This window comes from Klebsiella sp. w6, from assembly GCF_033100215.1.
Taxonomy (GTDB): Bacteria; Pseudomonadota; Gammaproteobacteria; order Enterobacterales; family Enterobacteriaceae; genus Klebsiella; species Klebsiella variicola.
The window spans coordinates 787,211-804,475 of sequence record NZ_CP136907.1; the positions used below are offsets into that span (position 1 = coordinate 787,211).

At 57.4% G+C, this 17,265-nt stretch carries 19 protein-coding genes and 1 tRNA gene; 12 read left to right on the top strand and 8 right to left on the bottom strand.

The annotated features are described in order from the left end of the window. Window positions 1–76 precede the first annotated feature (76 nt). Together sdhE and R0140_RS03890 are read left to right on the top strand one after the other, a co-directional pair. A complete protein-coding gene (gene sdhE, locus R0140_RS03885) occupies window positions 77–343 on the top strand; it encodes an FAD assembly factor SdhE (RefSeq protein WP_002916312.1) in 267 nt (88 codons plus the stop codon). After that, on the top strand, window positions 324–734 hold the full coding sequence (locus R0140_RS03890) for a protein YgfX (RefSeq protein WP_002916310.1): 411 nt from the start codon (window positions 324–326) through the stop codon (window positions 732–734). The genes sdhE and R0140_RS03890 overlap by 20 nt, the downstream gene beginning before the upstream one ends. A 6-nt stretch (window positions 735–740) precedes the next feature. Here R0140_RS03890 and fldB read toward each other — a convergent pair whose 3' ends face one another. After that, a complete protein-coding gene (gene fldB / locus R0140_RS03895) occupies window positions 741–1,262 on the bottom strand; it encodes a flavodoxin FldB (RefSeq protein ID WP_008806427.1) in 522 nt (173 codons plus the stop codon). Between the two features lie 100 nt (window positions 1,263–1,362). Between fldB and xerD the strand changes: the two genes are divergently transcribed. From xerD to lysS, 5 genes are all read left to right on the top strand, one after another. Then, a complete protein-coding gene (xerD, locus tag R0140_RS03900) occupies window positions 1,363–2,259 on the top strand; it encodes a site-specific tyrosine recombinase XerD (protein ID WP_008806426.1) in 897 nt (298 codons plus the stop codon). A 22-nt stretch (window positions 2,260–2,281) separates the two neighbouring features. Continuing rightward, complete coding sequence (gene dsbC / locus R0140_RS03905; protein WP_012540593.1) at window positions 2,282–2,995, top strand: bifunctional protein-disulfide isomerase/oxidoreductase DsbC; 714 nt, start codon at window positions 2,282–2,284, stop codon at window positions 2,993–2,995. A gap of 5 nt (window positions 2,996–3,000) precedes the next feature. Then, on the top strand, window positions 3,001–4,734 hold the full coding sequence (gene recJ / locus R0140_RS03910; RefSeq protein WP_032736401.1) for a single-stranded-DNA-specific exonuclease RecJ: 1,734 nt from the start codon (window positions 3,001–3,003) through the stop codon (window positions 4,732–4,734). An 85-nt stretch (window positions 4,735–4,819) separates the two neighbouring features. Further along, window positions 4,820–5,918 (top strand): peptide chain release factor 2 gene (gene prfB, locus R0140_RS03915; RefSeq protein WP_012540595.1). Its coding sequence is split into 2 segments (ribosomal slippage): window positions 4,820–4,894 and window positions 4,896–5,918, totalling 1,098 coding nucleotides; the frame shifts between segments, so codons are not numbered across the junction. A 9-nt stretch (window positions 5,919–5,927) separates the two neighbouring features. Next, a complete protein-coding gene (lysS, locus tag R0140_RS03920; protein WP_008806422.1) occupies window positions 5,928–7,445 on the top strand; it encodes a lysine--tRNA ligase in 1,518 nt (505 codons plus the stop codon). A gap of 230 nt (window positions 7,446–7,675) precedes the next feature. Here the strand turns inward: lysS and idi are convergent, their stop codons facing one another. After that, complete coding sequence (gene idi, locus R0140_RS03925) at window positions 7,676–8,230, bottom strand: isopentenyl-diphosphate Delta-isomerase (protein WP_008806421.1); 555 nt, start codon at window positions 8,228–8,230, stop codon at window positions 7,676–7,678. 313 nt (window positions 8,231–8,543) lie between these two features. Between idi and actS the strand changes: the two genes are divergently transcribed. Together actS and R0140_RS03935 are read left to right on the top strand one after the other, a co-directional pair. After that, window positions 8,544–9,257 carry an amidase activator ActS gene (gene actS, locus R0140_RS03930; protein WP_016161813.1) on the top strand — a complete coding sequence of 238 codons (714 nt, stop codon included), beginning with the start codon at window positions 8,544–8,546 and terminating at the stop codon, window positions 9,255–9,257. Between the two features lie 80 nt (window positions 9,258–9,337). Continuing rightward, window positions 9,338–9,411: transfer RNA gene (locus R0140_RS03935), tRNA-Gly, on the top strand. Between the two features lie 230 nt (window positions 9,412–9,641). On the opposite strand, the gene R0140_RS03940 is transcribed toward R0140_RS03935, so the two are convergent. Continuing rightward, window positions 9,642–11,030, bottom strand: coding sequence for an MFS transporter (locus R0140_RS03940; protein ID WP_032736400.1), 1,389 nt, complete (start codon window positions 11,028–11,030; stop codon window positions 9,642–9,644). 129 nt (window positions 11,031–11,159) lie between these two features. Between R0140_RS03940 and R0140_RS03945 the strand changes: the two genes are divergently transcribed. Continuing rightward, window positions 11,160–12,089 carry a LysR family transcriptional regulator gene (locus tag R0140_RS03945; RefSeq protein WP_008806405.1) on the top strand — a complete coding sequence of 310 codons (930 nt, stop codon included), beginning with the start codon at window positions 11,160–11,162 and terminating at the stop codon, window positions 12,087–12,089. A 360-nt stretch (window positions 12,090–12,449) separates the two neighbouring features. On the opposite strand, the gene R0140_RS03950 is transcribed toward R0140_RS03945, so the two are convergent. Genes R0140_RS03950 through R0140_RS03965 form a run of 4 tightly spaced genes read right to left on the bottom strand, consistent with a single transcriptional unit; the run spans window position 12,450 to window position 15,200 of the window. Then, complete coding sequence (locus R0140_RS03950) at window positions 12,450–13,253, bottom strand: carboxymuconolactone decarboxylase family protein (RefSeq protein ID WP_032740985.1); 804 nt, start codon at window positions 13,251–13,253, stop codon at window positions 12,450–12,452. A gap of 32 nt (window positions 13,254–13,285) precedes the next feature. Then, entirely contained in the window at window positions 13,286–14,305 is a 1,020-nt protein-coding gene (locus tag R0140_RS03955; protein ID WP_110184898.1) for an aldo/keto reductase, read from the bottom strand. 20 nt (window positions 14,306–14,325) lie between these two features. Beyond that, window positions 14,326–14,889, bottom strand: a complete 564-nt coding sequence (locus R0140_RS03960; protein WP_032755472.1) for an NAD(P)H-dependent oxidoreductase — start codon at window positions 14,887–14,889, stop codon at window positions 14,326–14,328. 2 nt (window positions 14,890–14,891) lie between these two features. Next, window positions 14,892–15,200 carry a superoxide dismutase gene (locus R0140_RS03965; protein WP_032740983.1) on the bottom strand — a complete coding sequence of 103 codons (309 nt, stop codon included), beginning with the start codon at window positions 15,198–15,200 and terminating at the stop codon, window positions 14,892–14,894. Window positions 15,201–15,338: 138 nt separating this feature from the next. Between R0140_RS03965 and R0140_RS03970 the strand changes: the two genes are divergently transcribed. Then, on the top strand, window positions 15,339–16,238 hold the full coding sequence (locus tag R0140_RS03970; protein ID WP_012540606.1) for a LysR family transcriptional regulator: 900 nt from the start codon (window positions 15,339–15,341) through the stop codon (window positions 16,236–16,238). Window positions 16,239–16,408: 170 nt separating this feature from the next. After that, window positions 16,409–16,684: a hypothetical protein gene (locus tag R0140_RS03975; protein ID WP_008806400.1), complete on the top strand. Its 276-nt coding sequence runs from the start codon at window positions 16,409–16,411 to the stop codon at window positions 16,682–16,684. Window positions 16,685–16,687: 3 nt separating this feature from the next. Here the strand turns inward: R0140_RS03975 and R0140_RS03980 are convergent, their stop codons facing one another. Then, entirely contained in the window at window positions 16,688–17,260 is a 573-nt protein-coding gene (locus tag R0140_RS03980) for a DUF1349 domain-containing protein (RefSeq protein ID WP_023323252.1), read from the bottom strand. Window positions 17,261–17,265 lie beyond the last annotated feature (5 nt).

Below are 17,265 nucleotides of genomic sequence, written 5' to 3' on the forward strand. Positions count from 1 at the left end.
CATTCAGCGATATTCCTGTAAAGTTACGGCAGAAAACGGGTTAAACTAACCTATATTTTGCTGCTGGAAGGTCAACATGGACATTAACAATAAAGCACGTATCCACTGGGCATGCCGCCGCGGGATGCGCGAACTCGACATCTCCATCATGCCGTTCTTTGAGTATGAGTACGATACCCTCAGCGACGCTGACAAACAGCTGTTCATTCGCCTGCTGGAAAATGACGATCCGGATCTGTTCAACTGGCTGATGAACCACGGCAAACCGGCCGATGCGGAGCTGCAGCGGATGGTAACCTTAATTCAGACACGGAATCGGGAACGTGGTCCTGTGGCAATCTGATCTCCGTATCTCCTGGCGCGCGCAGTGGTTTTCCCTGCTGCTCCACGGCGTTGTGGCGGCGCTGGTGCTGTTGGTTCCCTGGCCGCTAAGCTACACCCCGATCTGGCTGCTGCTGTTGTCGCTGGTAGTGTTTGACTGCGTACGCAGCCAGCGGCGGATCCATGCCCGTCGCGGAGAGATAAAACTGCTCACCGATTCCCGTCTTCGCTGGCAAAACGCCGAATGGGAGATCCTCGGGACGCCGTGGGTCATCAATAGCGGTATGCTGCTGCGTTTACGCCATGTCGATACCCGGCGCGGGCAGCATCTGTGGCTGGCGGCGGATAGCATGGATGCCGGAGAATGGCGCGATCTGCGCCGGCTGGTGCTGCAAAAACCGGCGCAGGAGTAAGCGGCGTCAGGAGAAGTGTTCGGCCATTTCGCCGAGGATCTGCTCGCACCAGCTCTGGATGCGCTCGTCGCTCAGGTCGTACTGATTGGTTTCATCCAGCGCCAGGCCAACGAACAGTTGGCCATCGGCGATAACCGGTTTTGGACTGGTGAACTCATAGCCTTCGGTTGGCCAGTAGCCGACAAACTTCACGCCTTTGGTCGCCAGCTTGTCGTGCAGCATGCCCAGTGCGTCAAGGAACCATTCGCCATAGCCCAGCTGATCGCCCATGCCGTACAGTGCGACGATTTTGCCTTCCAGGTCCAGGGTATCCAGTTGCTCCCAGACCGCCTCCCAGTCTTCCTGAATTTCGCCGAAATCCCAGGTCGGGATGCCGAGGATCAGTACGTCGTACTGGCTCATCAGCGCGGGGGAATCGTCTTTCAGATTGTGCAGCGTCACCAGCTCAGGGCCGATGATATCGCGGATTTTCTCCGCAGCCATTTCGGTATAGCAGGTACTGGAGCCGTAAAAAAGACCTATATTCATCGCGTAAACGTCTCAATTCTTGCCGTGAATTGCGCCCAGTGTACCAGAAAGGCGGCCTCTTAAGGCATAATGAGACCCTATAACGAACAAAGAGGCCGATGTGAAACAGGATCTGGCACAAATCGAACAGTTTCTCGATGCCCTTTGGCTGGAGCGGAATCTGGCGGAGAATACGCTCAGCGCTTACCGTCGCGATCTGACGATGTTAGTCGAGTGGCTGCACCATCGCGGCCTGTCGCTGGCCAGCGTCGGCAGCGACGATCTGCAGGCGCTGCTGGCCGAGCGGCAAACCGGCGGCTACAAAGCAACGAGCACCGCACGTCTGCTCAGCGCCGTGCGCCGGTTCTTCCAGCATCTGTACCGGGAAAAAATTCGCCCGGACGATCCCAGCGCGCTGCTGGCTTCGCCGAAGCTGCCGCAGCGGTTGCCGAAGGATCTCAGCGAGGCGCAGGTTGAACGTCTGCTGCAGGCGCCGCTGGTGGAGCAGCCGCTGGAGTTACGCGATAAGGCGATGCTGGAAGTGCTGTATGCCACCGGCCTGCGCGTCTCGGAACTGGTTGGCCTGACGATGAGCGATATCAGCCTGCGTCAGGGCGTGTTGCGGGTCATTGGTAAAGGCAACAAAGAACGGCTGGTGCCGCTGGGCGAAGAGGCGGTAATGTGGGTAGAAAATTACCTCGAATATGGTCGCCCGTGGCTACTGAATGGCGTGGCGTCGGATGTCTTATTTCCCAGCCAGCGCGCACAGCAGATGACGCGTCAGACCTTCTGGCACCGCATTAAACACTATGCCGTCCTGGCGGGGATCGACAGCGCGAAACTCTCCCCGCACGTATTACGCCATGCCTTCGCCACGCATTTGCTCAATCACGGCGCCGACCTGCGCGTGGTGCAGATGCTGTTAGGACACAGCGATCTCTCCACCACGCAGATCTACACCCACGTGGCGACCGAGCGTCTGCGACAACTTCATCAACAGCACCACCCGCGGGCGTGAGTGCTGAACAAAAGGACTGAGTATGAAAAAAGGTTTATTGATGTTCACTCTGCTGGCAGCCTCGCTTTCCGGCGCGGCGCATGCCGATAGCGCGGCGATCAAACAGTCGCTGGCGAAGCTGGGTGTGCAGAGTACTGATATTCAACCGTCGCCGGTTTCCGGGATGAGCACGGTGCTGACCGACAGCGGCGTCCTGTACGTTACCGACGATGGCAAACACATCATCCAGGGGCCGATGTACGATGTGAGCGGCGCGCAGCCGATCAACGTCACCAACCAGTTGCTGGTCGGTAAGCTGAACGCGCTGAGCAACGAGATGATTGTCTATAAAGCGCCGAAGGAGCAGCACGTCATTACCGTCTTCACCGACATCACCTGCGGCTACTGCCATAAACTGCACGAGCAGATGAGCGACTACAACGCGCTGGGCATCACCGTGCGCTATCTGGCCTTCCCGCGCCAGGGGCTGCAGAGCCAGGCCGAGCAGGACATGAAGGCCATCTGGTGTGCGAAAGATCGCAACAAAGCGCTGGATGACGCCATGAACGGCAAAGGCGTACAGCCGGCAAGCTGCAATGTGGATATCGCCAAACATTACACCCTCGGCGTGCAGATGGGCGTCAACGGCACCCCGGCGATGGTTCTCAGCAACGGTATGGTGTTGCCGGGCTATCAGGGGCCGAAAGAGCTGAAAGCGTTCCTCGACGAGCATAAAAAACAGACAAGCGGTAACTGATTCGCGTGAAACAACAGATACAACTACGCCGCCGTGAGGCGGTTGACGGCGTCGATCTCCCCGCCGACCTGCCGCCGCTGCTGCAGCGGCTGTATGCCAGCCGCGGGGTGCGCAGTGCGCAGGAGCTGGAGCGCAGCGTCAAAGGCATGCTGCCGTGGACGCAGCTCACCGGCGTTGAAAAAGCGGTTGAGATGCTGCACGACGCTTTCGAGAAAGGGTTACATATTGTGGTGGTCGGCGATTTTGATGCCGACGGCGCCACCAGTACCGCCCTTAGCGTGCTGGCGCTACGCGCGCTGGGCTACGGTAACGTCTCCTATCTTGTGCCCAACCGTTTTGAAGACGGCTACGGTTTAAGCCCGGAAGTGGTCGATCAGGCGCACGCCCGCGGCGCGCAGATGATCATGACCGTTGATAACGGCATTTCGTCACATGCCGGTGTCGATCACGCCCATGCGTTGGGCATTCCGGTGCTGGTGACCGATCACCACCTGCCGGGCGAGACGCTACCGGCGGCCGAGGCCATCGTTAACCCTAACCTGCGCGATTGTGACTTCCCGTCGAAATCACTGGCCGGGGTGGGGGTGGCGTTTTATCTGATGCTGGCGCTGCGTACTTTCCTGCGCGATAAAGGCTGGTTCGACGCCCGCGGCATAGCCGCGCCGAACCTTGCCGAGCTGCTGGATCTGGTGGCGCTGGGCACCGTCGCGGACGTCGTGCCGCTGGATGCCAACAACCGCATCCTGACCTGGCAGGGGTTAAGCCGCATTCGCGCCGGCAAATGTCGGCCAGGCATTAAAGCGCTGCTGGAAATTGCCAATCGCGACCCGCAAAAACTGGCGGCCAGCGACCTCGGTTTCGCCCTTGGGCCGCGCCTCAATGCGGCGGGGCGGCTGGATGATATGTCCGTCGGCGTGGCGCTGCTGCTGTGCGATAACATCGGCGAAGCGCGCGTGTTAGCCAATGAGCTTGATGCGCTCAACCAGACGCGTAAAGAGATTGAACAGGGGATGCAGGCCGAAGCGTTGACCCTGTGTCAGCAACTGGAACGCAGCAGCGACACCCTGCCTGGCGGGCTGGCGATGTACCATCCGCAGTGGCATCAGGGGGTGGTCGGCATTCTGGCATCACGCATTAAGGAGCGCTTCCATCGCCCGGTTATCGCTTTTGCGCCGACCGGCGACGGCACGCTGAAAGGTTCCGGCCGCTCTATTCAGGGGCTGCACATGCGCGATGCGCTGGAGCGCCTGGATACGCTCTATCCGGGACTGATCCTGAAGTTCGGCGGCCATGCGATGGCGGCGGGTTTATCGCTGGAAGAGGCGCGCTTTGAGGAGTTTCAACAGCGCTTCGGCGAACTGGTGACTGAGTGGCTGGATCCCGCATTATTGCAGGGCGAGGTGGTCTCCGACGGCCCGCTGGCGGCGACGGAGATGAGCATGGAAGTGGCGCAGATGCTGCGCGATGCCGGACCATGGGGGCAGATGTTCCCGGAACCGTTGTTTGATGGCCGTTTTCGCCTGCTGCAGCAGCGGCTGGTGGGCGAGCGTCACCTGAAAGTGATGGTCGAACCGGTTGGCGGCGGCCCGCTGCTGGACGGTATTGCTTTCAACGTTGATACTTCCATTTGGCCGGACAACGGCGTGCGCGAAGTGCAGTTAGCCTACAAGCTCGACATCAACGAGTTCCGCGGCAACCGCAGCCTGCAGCTGATCATCGATCACCTCTGGCCAAATTGACAACAGTGTATGAATAAGGGCGCGAATCCGGTAGAATTCCGCTCTTATCACCGCATTTTGACAAATCCATTAAAAGAAACCGACCATGTTTGAAATAAATCCGGTAAAAAACCGCATTCAGGACCTCACGGAGCGCTCCGACGTTCTTAGGGGGTATCTTTGACTACGATGCCAAGAAAGAGCGTCTCGAAGAAGTAAACGCCGAGCTGGAACAGCCGGACGTCTGGAACGAACCTGAACGCGCCCAGGCGCTGGGTAAAGAGCGTTCTTCCCTGGAAGCCATTGTGGATACCCTGGATCAGATGTCCCAGGGGCTGGAAGACGTGGCTGGTCTGCTGGAGCTGGCGGTTGAAGCCGAAGACGAAGAGACCTTCAACGAAGCGGTTGCTGAGCTGGACGGGCTGGAAGAGAAGCTGGCGCAGCTTGAGTTCCGCCGCATGTTCTCCGGCGAATACGACAGCGCCGACTGCTACCTCGATATTCAGGCCGGTTCCGGCGGCACCGAAGCCCAGGACTGGGCCAGCATGCTGATGCGCATGTACCTGCGCTGGGCGGAAGCCCGCGGCTTTAAGACCGAAATCATCGAAGAATCCGAAGGTGAAGTCGCGGGCATTAAATCCGTGACCATCAAAATCATTGGCGATTACGCCTACGGCTGGCTGCGTACGGAAACCGGCGTTCACCGCCTGGTGCGTAAGAGCCCGTTCGATTCCGGCGGCCGTCGTCATACCTCCTTTAGCTCGGCGTTCGTTTATCCGGAAGTGGATGACGATATCGATATCGAAATTAACCCGGCCGATCTGCGCATTGACGTTTATCGCGCATCCGGCGCGGGCGGTCAGCACGTTAACCGTACGGAATCCGCGGTGCGTATCACCCACATTCCGACCGGCTTAGTGACGCAGTGCCAGAACGACCGTTCGCAGCACAAGAACAAAGACCAGGCCATGAAGCAGATGAAAGCGAAGCTTTATGAGCTGGAGATGCAGAAGAAAAATGCCGAGAAGCAGGCGATGGAAGACAACAAGTCCGACATCGGCTGGGGCAGCCAGATCCGCTCTTACGTGCTGGACGACTCGCGTATTAAAGATCTGCGTACCGGGGTGGAAACCCGCAACACTCAGGCGGTGCTCGACGGCAGCCTGGACCAATTTATCGAAGCAAGTTTGAAAGCAGGGTTATGAGGAACCAACATGTCTGAACAACAAGCACAGGGCGCTGACGCGGCAATTGACCTTAATAATGAACTGAAAACCCGCCGTGAGAAGCTGGCCGCGCTGCGTGAGCAGGGCGTCGCTTTCCCGAACGATTTCCGTCGTGACCATACCTCTGACCAACTGCACGCTGACTTCGATGCGAAAGAAAACGAAGAGCTGGAAGCGCTGAACGTTGAAGTGGCCGTTGCTGGCCGCATGATGACCCGTCGTATCATGGGTAAAGCGTCTTTCGTTACCCTGCAGGACGTTGGCGGCCGCATTCAGCTGTACGTCGCGCGTGATGACCTGGCGGAAGGCGTTTATAACGACCAGTTCAAAAAATGGGATCTCGGCGACATCATCGCCGCCCGCGGTAAGCTGTTCAAGACTAAAACCGGCGAGCTGTCCATCCACTGCACCGAGCTGCGTTTGCTAACCAAAGCCCTGCGTCCGCTGCCGGACAAATTCCACGGCCTGCAGGATCAGGAAGCGCGCTATCGTCAGCGTTACCTCGATCTGATCTCCAACGATGAATCTCGCAACACTTTCAAAGTGCGTTCGCAGATCCTGGCGGGTATTCGTCAGTTCATGGTTGGCCGCGGCTTTATGGAAGTGGAAACCCCGATGATGCAGGTGATCCCGGGCGGCGCTTCCGCGCGTCCGTTCATCACCCATCACAATGCGCTGGATCTGGACATGTACCTGCGTATCGCGCCGGAACTGTACCTCAAGCGTCTGGTGGTTGGCGGCTTCGAACGCGTCTTCGAGATCAACCGTAACTTCCGTAACGAAGGGATCTCCGTTCGTCATAACCCAGAGTTCACCATGATGGAACTCTATATGGCATACGCGGATTACAAAGATCTGATCGAGCTGACCGAATCCCTGTTCCGCACCCTGGCGCAGGACATCCTCGGCAACACTGAAGTGCCTTACGGCGACCAGGTGTTCGACTTCGGCAAGCCGTTTGAAAAACTGACCATGCGCGAAGCGATCAAGAAATACCGTCCGGAAACCGAGATGGCGGATCTGGATAACTTCGATTCCGCGAAAGCGATCGCTGAGTCCATCGGCATAAAAGTTGAGAAGAGCTGGGGTCTGGGCCGTATCGTGACCGAGATCTTCGAAGAAGTGGCAGAAGCGCATCTGATTCAGCCGACCTTCATCACCGAATACCCGGCGGAAGTTTCTCCGCTGGCGCGCCGTAACGACGTGAATCCGGAAATCACCGACCGTTTCGAGTTCTTTATCGGCGGCCGTGAAATCGGTAACGGCTTTAGCGAGCTGAACGACGCTGAAGATCAGGCGCAGCGATTCCAGGATCAGGTTGATGCGAAAGCCGCCGGCGACGACGAAGCGATGTTCTACGACGAAGACTACGTCACCGCGCTGGAACACGGCCTGCCGCCGACCGCTGGTCTGGGTATCGGTATCGACCGTATGGTCATGCTGTTCACTAACAGCCACACCATCCGCGACGTGATCCTGTTCCCGGCGATGCGTCCGCAGAAATAATCGCCCTTCGCGAAATACAAAAAACCCGGCTTGCCGGGTTTTTTTATGTCTGATATGAGGGCCGAAGCCTGACGTAGCCCGGCGCAGCGCAAGCCGGGGGATCCCGGATAGCGGCGTAAATGCCTTATCCGGGCTACGCAATGGCGCAGAACCGTAGGCCTGTGCAAGCGTAGCGCCGCCAGGCATTAATGACAGGCACAGGGCTGCGCCTGGCCTGGAGAATAGTCAGCTTACCCGCGCAGACGCGCAACGAAATCGATCAGCGCCTGGCGGGCGTCCTGGTTTTCCGCTTCCAGTACCATCCACGGGCTAAACGCCCACGGCGTGGCGGCCAGCGCGCTTAACATCGTTTCCAGGTCAACCCACTGATAATCCATGACTTCATCGTCGTTAGGCTGCACTTGGCTGACCACGCGTGCGGCATACACCGGGCACACTTCGTTCTCAACAATGCCGTTAGGGGCGACCGCCCGGTAGCGGAAGGCCGGGTGAACCGGCGCGATATCGGCGATCTCCACGCCGAGCTCGAAACGACAGCGGCGTGTGACGGCCTGCTCGAAGGTCTCGCCCTGCTGGGGGTGTCCGCAGACCGAGTTGGTCCACACCCCGGGCCAGGCTTTTTTGCCCAGCGAACGACGGGTGACCAGAAACTGACCCTGCTGATTAAACAACCAGCAGGAAAACGCGAGATGCAAAGGGGTATCAAGCGTGTGGGCGGCATACTTCTCCAGCATACCGGCAGGTTGATCCTGCTCATCCAGTAAAATGACGTGTTCCCCGGCCATGACGACTCCTGAAAATAAAAAATGACCCGGCACAAACCCGCCGGGTCATGTACTCAGGCCACTAGGGTAGCCCATAAATGGGAGAAAGGCATTACCAAAACAAGCCCTGGAGGCTGGTCTGCGAGCGGCAGCCTGGGACTGCGGGGCGTGCCCTCCACGACGTGCGGTATGAACGTGAATCTTTTCGTCGCTGGCCGAACGTGATGCCAGAGGGTCATCTGTTAGCCTTCAGGGATGACGCCCTGCGCCGCGGGCTGGTATGATATTCGCCCTGATTGCGAGGTAAGTGGTTGTGTTAAGTGCAGGATGCCTGATGATGAAACGCTTTTATATGACACTGATGCTGGCGACAAGCCTGGTGCTGGCCGGTTGCTCCAGCACCTCCGACTCCGGTGCCACCTATACCGTCAAACGTGGCGATACCCTGTACGGCATCTCGCGCACCACCGGCACCAGCGTTCGCGATCTGGCTCGTCTGAATAACATCTCGCCGCCTTACACCATTGAGGTGGGGCAGAAGCTGAAGCTCAACGGCAGCGGCGCGTCAAAGACGACGAAGAAAAAATCTTCCTCTACGCGCACTGCGGCGGTCACCCCTTCATCTGCGGTACCTCAATCCTCCTGGCCGCCGGTGGGACAGCGCTGCTGGCGCTGGCCGACCAGTGGCAAAGTGGTCCTGCCTTATTCCACCGCCGATGGCGGCAATAAGGGCATTGATATTGCCGGGACCCGCGGGCAGCCGGTGTATGCCGCCGGGGCGGGCAAGGTGGTGTATGTCGGCAACCAGCTGCGCGGCTATGGCAACCTGATCATGATTAAGCACAGCGAGGATTACATCACCGCCTACGCCCACAACGATAAGCTGATGGTGAATAATGGCCAGAGCGTGAAGGCCGGCCAGCAAATTGCCACCATGGGCAGTACGGATGCCGACTCTGTGCGCCTGCATTTCCAGATCCGCTATCGGGCCACGGCCATCGATCCGCTGCGCTATCTGCCGCCGCAGGGCAGTAAACCTAAGTGCTAAAAGGTTATTTTATCGCCAGTCAGCATCTGGCAGGCTTGTCACAGGGTGCGTAAGGGCTATAATGCTTCTCGCACCTCTTCGCGGGCGTAGTTCAATGGTAGAACGAGAGCTTCCCAAGCTCTATACGAGGGTTCGATTCCCTTCGCCCGCTCCAAACTCCAAACTCCAAACTCCAAACTCCAAACTCCAAACTCCAAACTCCAAACTCCAAACTCCAAACTCCAGTCTCCTGACGTCTTCTAAACTCACTTCTCCCTTGATAAATAAGCGGTTATAGCATGCTGTTAGTCTATTGAACTCCGACGGAGGACTCCACTTTGGTTGCGGGATCAGCGTTTTGCGCTGCTGGCGCTGGAGTCGTCGCGTTTAGTGATATTTTCGCATTTATCCTGTTTCCGCAGGATGAGTAATTTTACGCAACCGGCTCGCGCTGACGATGACCGATACCGCAGAGGCCGCGGCAGCGCTCCACAGCGCAACATGAATTGACCTTTCATCTGCTGCCAGCAGAACGGCTACGGCGGCGGCTCCCAGGCACTGCCCGAAAGTGCGCATAATGGATAAAACACCGGACGCATAACTCGCGTGCTCACGAATAACGTTTGAGAGCATTTCCCGGTTATTGGGACTCTGAAAGCAGCCAAACCCTATTCCGCACACCAGACTTCGCAGGCAGATATCCCACATTGAAGGGCTGGCGGGTAACGTCGCCAGCAGGATCAAACCGACGACAAAAATCACCAGCCCCAGGGTGGATATCGCCGGGGCTGATATCGTGTCCGCCCAACGGCCTGCATGCGGCGCAATCAGCACGATCCCTAACGGCCACGGCGTAAACAGCAGGGCAGACACTACCGGACTGTAGCCGTATTCGCTCTGAAACAGGAAGGGTAGCGCAATAAAGGTGATCCCCTGGCTGACAAAAGCAACCATCGACGTGAAGGCCGCGAGGGTAAAACGTTCATTTTTAAACATGGTCGGCGGCAGTAAGGGATGATCCGTGCGGCGGATTTGCCAGATAAAAGCCATGCCGCTCAGCGCAGCGAGAGCCATCCAGCAAAGGCTGCCGAATTGAGAAGTAGCGTTCTGTAGGCTGTTCGCCGCCATGATCGTCGAACCCAACAGCAGCGCCGACAATATGGCGCCCAGGGTGTCGAAGGGCGCCTGCATAGGGATCGCATCCCGCGGCAGCGCTCTGACCGCCAGCAGTAAGGCGAGGGTGCCGGGAAGAACGTTTATCGCAAACAGCCATTGCCAGCTCAGGGTGTGAAGGATCGTACCGCCCAATACCGGGCCGATAGCGGAGCTGGAGGCAATGAGCAGGGCATGGAATCCCAGAATGCGGCCAAGTAATCGTCCGGGAAATACGGACCTGAGTATTGCGGGGGCAATACTCAGCGTCGCCGCGCCGCCGATCCCCTGAAGCACGCGCATACCGATAAGCACTTCGGGCTTATTCGCCAGCGCGCAACCCAGTGATGTCAGGGTAAAGGTCGTCAGGCCCGCCAGAAATACGGAGCGATAACCCAGACGGGCCGCAAGCGCCGCGAATATCGCCAGCGTCATCGCAGCCGCCAGCAGATACCCGTTGGCGAACCAGACGGCAATACTGGCAGGTACCTGCATCTCCTGAGCCATTGAGGGGAGGGCAATGTTGATCATGGTGCCATCAAACACGCCCATTAAGGTGGTGGTCATTATTGCGGCCATCACCCGTGCGCGCGCCGGGCCAGGCAGTCCTTCGTCGCCGGGTTGACTGGAAAAGAGCGTCATCATTTGTCCTCTGAGAAGAGTGTATGGATGACAAAACTATAAAGATGGCTTTTACTGGGCGGAAGACGCACTACTTTCACTTTATTGTTGCATCAAACGCCTTATCTTAATGTGCTGGGAGGAAGGGTAATGTCTGATCCCGATTTTAATTTGCTGGTAGCACTCGACATATTGCTGAGTGAAGCGAGTGTCGCAGGTGCGGCACGTCGTCTGAACCTCAGCACCTCGGCCATGAGCCGGACATTAAGCAGGTTACGCGATGTCACAGGAGACCCGATCCTGGTGCGCGCCGGGCGTAACATGGTACTGACCCCGTGGGCCGAAGCGACCCGGGATCGCGCCAGGCGTGCAGTGCACGAGGCCAGGGCAGTATTGCAGCCCTCAACGGAAACGTTCTGCGCGAGAAGTCTGGCGCGTCTTTTTACCATCAGGGCAAACGATGGCTTTGTGGTGGCGTTTGGGCCTGCGCTCATAGCAGCGGTTGCCGACGCCGCGCCGGATGTCTGTATACGCTTCGCGCCTAAGCCGGAAAAAACGTCGCGCTATCTTCGGGAAGGGCTGGTTGATCTGGAGATTGGCGTTCAGAGTAATATGGGGCCAGAAATACGGCTGCAACGACTGTTTGAGGATCGGTTTGTTGGCGTCGTGCGTAAAGGGCACCCGCTGGCTAAGCAGGCAGAAATAGGCGTGGGTGATTATGTCGCCTGGGGCCATGTGGTAGCGTCACCCGATGGCGCGTTGCACGGATCCGTTGACGATGCGCTGGCCGAACTGGGGACAAAACGTAAAATTGCGAGCGTCGTACCGGGATTTCCGACAGCCCTGTCCGTGGCGCTGGAATCGGATCTTATCGCCATGATACCCGCACTCTATTTACTCAATCAGCAGGTAACGGACCAGGTACATGTTTTCGAGCTGCCGTTCAAAAGCCGTCGTATTACGGTATCGCAGATGTGGCACCCAAGAATGGAACGCGACCCCGGTCACCGCTGGCTGAGAGAGCAAATTCTTGCGATATGCGGTGTGGGGAGGTCAGTCATGACTAAGGAGCCTGTATAGCGATTGCTATAACATCAATTTATATTAAATGAATAATTCAAATTATTGATATTTAATATAAAAAATCAAGCGAAGTAGCGGTGTAGTAGCTAAATTGAGATGTCCATCTCTGACCAAATAGACATGTCCGCGCTACCGTCTCGCCACAGCGATCGCTGCTTTCAAAGGATGAGACTCATGACGGCATACGGAACGGCAATTTTCTCAATGAGCGATGTGAACAGACTCACTATCGAAGTCTCCATACTTCGATAGACCGTTTATGTCCTTTCCGCGAGACCTAATCGAAAGCCCTCCTGGTACCTTTAAATTAACAGTTAACGATAAATAAAGGACAGCTTCCCTGTCCTTTATTCTTTTTTATTCAGTTTTGCTTTCGCGCGATCGCAATACCTCGCCGACCACCGGGGCGGCGGTAAACGCATTTGGCCATCCCGCGTAGAACGCCGCCTGGGCGACTACTTCTCCGGCCTCTTCAGCCGAAAGCCCATTATCCATGGCTCTGTTCAGGTGGTAGCCAATCTGCGCGCTCTGTCCGGCGGCGATTAACGCGCTGACCGTCACCAGACTTCTGTCGCGGGGCGTAAGCGCGGGCCGTTGCCAGAGGTCGAGAAACAGCGGGTCGGCGGTAAATTTAACCAGGCCAGGCGAAATGGGGCCGACATTTTTTTCCACGGTCTCTGCACGCTGTTTCTCTACCTGTTCATTGAGTGGCAGCAGCGTTGGCGAGGCGGCGGGCAGGGCCTCTGCCGTGATGCCGCGGGCTGCAAAGATCGCTTTGGTCACGCTGACGGCTGACATTGCATTGGGCCAACCTGAGTAGAACGCCAGATGGGTAATGATCTCTGATACTTCCGCTGGCGTCACGCCGCTATCGAGAGCGACTTCAATATAGTGCTTCAGCTCGCCTGGCTGGTTGCGGGCAATCAGCATGGCCACAGTCACGATGCTGCGGTCGCGGGTGGACAGGGCGTCACGTTGCCAGAGGTCGTTGCTGATGGCCTCGCGGCCGAAGCGCGCCAGCGCCGGTGAGACCGCGTGAATATCAGCGTCCACAAGGGTTGAAGGGGTAATTTTCATCATAGCTTCATCTCTTTTTTCGTTGGCATAAGCAAAATCAGACAGCACAAGCGACAAGGCTGCCGCGGCAATCACGTTTTTCATGTTTTATTCTCCCTGCTGAACAGGACAGAGGGTTACCGCGTCCACACCTGAGGATGGTCTTTGGCTTGCGGCGTGTTTTGCGCCATCACGCCTGTGAGAACGTGCGGCTGGTAGGCCTCTTCCAGATAGCGGATCTCCTCAGAACTGAGCCGCAGGTTCACGGCGCTGACCGCACCGTCAACATGGTGCTTTTGCGTGGCGCCGACCACCGGGGCGGTGACTTTAGTCAGCAGCCAGGCCAGCGAGATTTCGGTCATGGAGACCTGATGCCGTTCGGCAAGTTCGGCGACGCGCGCAATAATGATCCGATCCTGCTCTGCCGTGCCGTCGTATTTACCCCGGGCATAATCATCTTCCACCGCTCGCCGCGTGTAGCCTTCTAAACGCGAGAGACGGCCGCTGGCCAGCGCGCTATAGGGGGTCATGGCGATATTATCTTCTGCGCACAGCCCGAAGAGTTCTCGTTCGTCTTCACGCATAATCAGGTTGTAATGGCTTTGCATGGAGACAAAGGGCGTCAGCCCTTCGCGTTCAGCAAGGGCGTTCGCCTTCGCCAGCTGCCAGGCATAGCAATTGGAAATGCCAATCGCGCGCACCTTGCCGGCGGTCACGGCGGTGTGCAGCGCCTCCAGCACGTCGATAACCGGGGTGTTGTGATCCCAGATGTGGTAGATGTAGAGGTCGATGTAGTCCATCCCGAGGTTTCGCAGACTCTGGTCGAGCGAGCGGGCTATCGCCTCTTTTCCGCTGATCCCCTCGGCTATCTGGGCAGCGGTTCGTGGCAGAAACTTGGTGGCCAGCACCACCTCCTCGCGTTTTGCCATCTCCCGCAGCGCCCGGCCAACGTACCGCTCACTGGAGCCGTTCTGATAGGCGATGGCGATATCGTAAAAATTGATGCCCTTTTCGAGGCCGTAGCGAATGATGTCCCGGCTGGCTGTTTCGTCCAGCGTCCAGCGATGCTGGCCCGTCAACGGATCGCCAAACCCCATACATCCCATGCAGATGCGGGAGACCAGTAAGTCACTTTTACCGAGCCGGGTATACTGCATCGTTATTTTCTCCCTTTGGGTTATTCCACCAGAGTTTTCAGCTGCGCGATCAGTCTGGCCGCGTGCTCCCGGGCACGCGCTTTTTGCTGGGCGATTTTGTCGGCATCCCGGTCGGCGTAGCTGATGCCGCAGGTATAAACCGGCGCCAGCAGCTCAAGATTGCACAGCCTGGCCGTGGTCTCGAAAGGAAGGAGGTACTCTTCAATGGCGTGGCCAAAGAAACCGTCAGTGGTGTAGAGCGCTTGCGGCGCCCCGGTGGTGAAAGAGAGAAGCAGTTTTTTACCGCCCAGTTTCGCCGTTGAGCCGTGAGCAAAGCCATGAACAAAAACCTCGTCCAGCCACTGTTTCATTAACCCGGGCAGCCCATACCAGGAAAAAGGAAACTGCCAGACAATCACATCGGCCCTGAGCAGGCTTTCCTGCTCTGCGCTGATGTTGATGTTGCCGTGCGGATAGAGCCAGTCCAGACGACGGATTTCCGCGTCGGGCAGGGCGGTCGTCACTTCGTCGAGGATGGTGGCGTTGGCGATGGAATGGTTGAGGTCCGGATGTCCGGAAACGATAAGGATATGAGGCGTTCCCATCGTTACTCCTGATGTTTAAATTCGGCAGAAAAGAGGTTTTCCCAGCTAATAAACGAGCCGAGTGGAATACACTCGAAGGTTAATAAACCCGCTTTTGCCAGCGGAAATTCGGCCATGACGTTATTCGCCTCTTCCACGGTGTCGCACTCGAGGAAAATAGCGACGCCGGGTCGGTCCTGACGGAAATAGATATCGCGGATAAAGCCAGACCTATACAGTCCCCAGGCATGCAGGGCTTCCGCGGTAAGGTGCGGCGCATAGTGTTCCAGCGTCGCGCCGGGCGCGGGAATATCCAGACATAAAATTCGCATCTTTGTCTCCGGAAAGTCGTTATCAGCGGGAAGAGACAAAAGTATACGGGCCCCTGGTGGCGAAGATTAGGCGGTCATTGACTTAAGAATATTTAGCCTGTACTTAATAATCAGGCGAGGTTGGCTTAAGGAGATGCTATGAATAACGCGCTTTATAATCAGATACGCATTTTTCAGAGCATTGCGCGCGAAGGCACTATCTCGGCCGCCGCAAGGAAATTAGAAATCACGCCGCCGTCGGTCAGCAATGCGCTCAAGCTGCTGGAAGAGCACATTGGTCATCCGCTTTTTGTGCGCACTACCCGGCGAATCGAGTTGACAGAAACCGGGCAACAGCTGCTGGAGCAGACTGCGGCGGCGGTGGAGGTTCTGGAAACATCGCTGGAGAGCCTCCGCGACCAGAATCAGGAACCCTCCGGAGCAGTGAGAATAACCCTCTCGCGCTTTGCCTACCTGCTTATTTTGAAACCGGCGATGGCGGCATTTTGTCAGCAATATCCGGGGATCCAGCTGGAAATATCGGTCTATGACGGTACCGTCAATATTATTGAAGAACGATTCGACCTGGGGATCCGCTTTGGCGATATTCTCGAAGGCGGAGTGGTCGCCCGCCCGTTAATGAAGCCGTTTCGGGAAGGGTTATATGCCTCCTCAGCCTATCTGGCCGAATATGGCGTGCCTGCGGTGCCCGCCGATCTCAACCATCACCGGCTGATTGGCTATCGCTTTATTACCAACAACCGCATCCTGCCGCTGATCCTCAATGACCACGGCGAGCAACTGACCGTCGAGATGCCCGGACAGTTAATCAGCAATGATATTGACGTCATGGCCGACGGTATCCGCCATGGACTGGGGATTGGCCGCTTGTTTGAACCCATCTGGCGGCTACAGCCCGATCGTGAACAGTTTCTACCGGTGATGGAGGACTACTGGAAAACCTATCCGCCGGTTTATCTCTATTACCCGAAAAACGCGGGCAGAACGAAAAGGGTGAAAGCCCTGATTGATTTTCTGATAGCGCATACTGCGGAATAGAGGCTATTTTGCGTGCGAAATGTCTGAAGGCACCGGCCCTGTCTTTCTCTCAGTCTTAACCCTATACTCCCTGCGGATAACGCGTTTTTATCGCGGTGCATTTTGCCGTGCAACGGCTCATCCCATCGTCAACGCGATGGACGGGGAATATCGATAAGGGAGAGGCAGCAATGGGCAGACGCTTCATGGTCTGTATGTTCGCGCTGGTGGCGTTTTCGGCCAGTGCAGCGCAGGGCGTTCACGGTGGCCATAACGGGCAGTCGGTAATAGCTGGCGCCGACGGCGGCAACGGTTCGAACGGCGGCGATAGCGATAATTCCTCGGGTCGGGCAGGGTGCCCGGGCGGCACCGATCCTGATAAGCACGGCCATTTTTACCTGCCCGGCACCCGCGAACCCTGCAATCCTGGCCCTCAGGATGCAGAGAAAGTCGGGTCTTCCCGCTAGCGTTCAGCTCAGATCGTGCAGCGCTTTGTCTGATGGCGGGGAAAGCTGGATATCCTGAAACTCAACCGCCAGTCCCGCGCGCTCCGGTGAGCAGCACATGACGCCCGCTTTCACCGGGCCTGGCGGAAAGTAGCCGAGCCGCAGCAGCGGCCAGCGCTCGCCGTCGGTCGAATACTGCAGCCTTAACGCATCGCCCTTGCGGGTCAGCCGCAGCCAGAAGGTGCGCGGGTCGCCGGGAAAAAGCCCGGTGGCCCAGTCGGAGTGGGTTAGCGTCAGTACGCTGCCGATGGCCGGGGCATCGTCATTGAATTCAATCCCCGCCTTCAGCCAGGTCTGCTCGTCCGCCATCATCATTAGTCCAGCCTGGTCGTAAAGCGTGGTGAAATCGGCACATATTTTTGCCTGCAGGGTAAAATCACCTTCCACCTCAGTAGCATAAAGATGCCCAGAGAAACGCTCGAAGCCATACCAGGTATGGCGCCAGAAGTCGGTATGCTTATCGGTGACCACCGTCAGGCCGTCAGTATCGCGGCGCCACTCGGCAGGTTCATTGATCCAGTGAAAGGACGGCTGCATTTTTC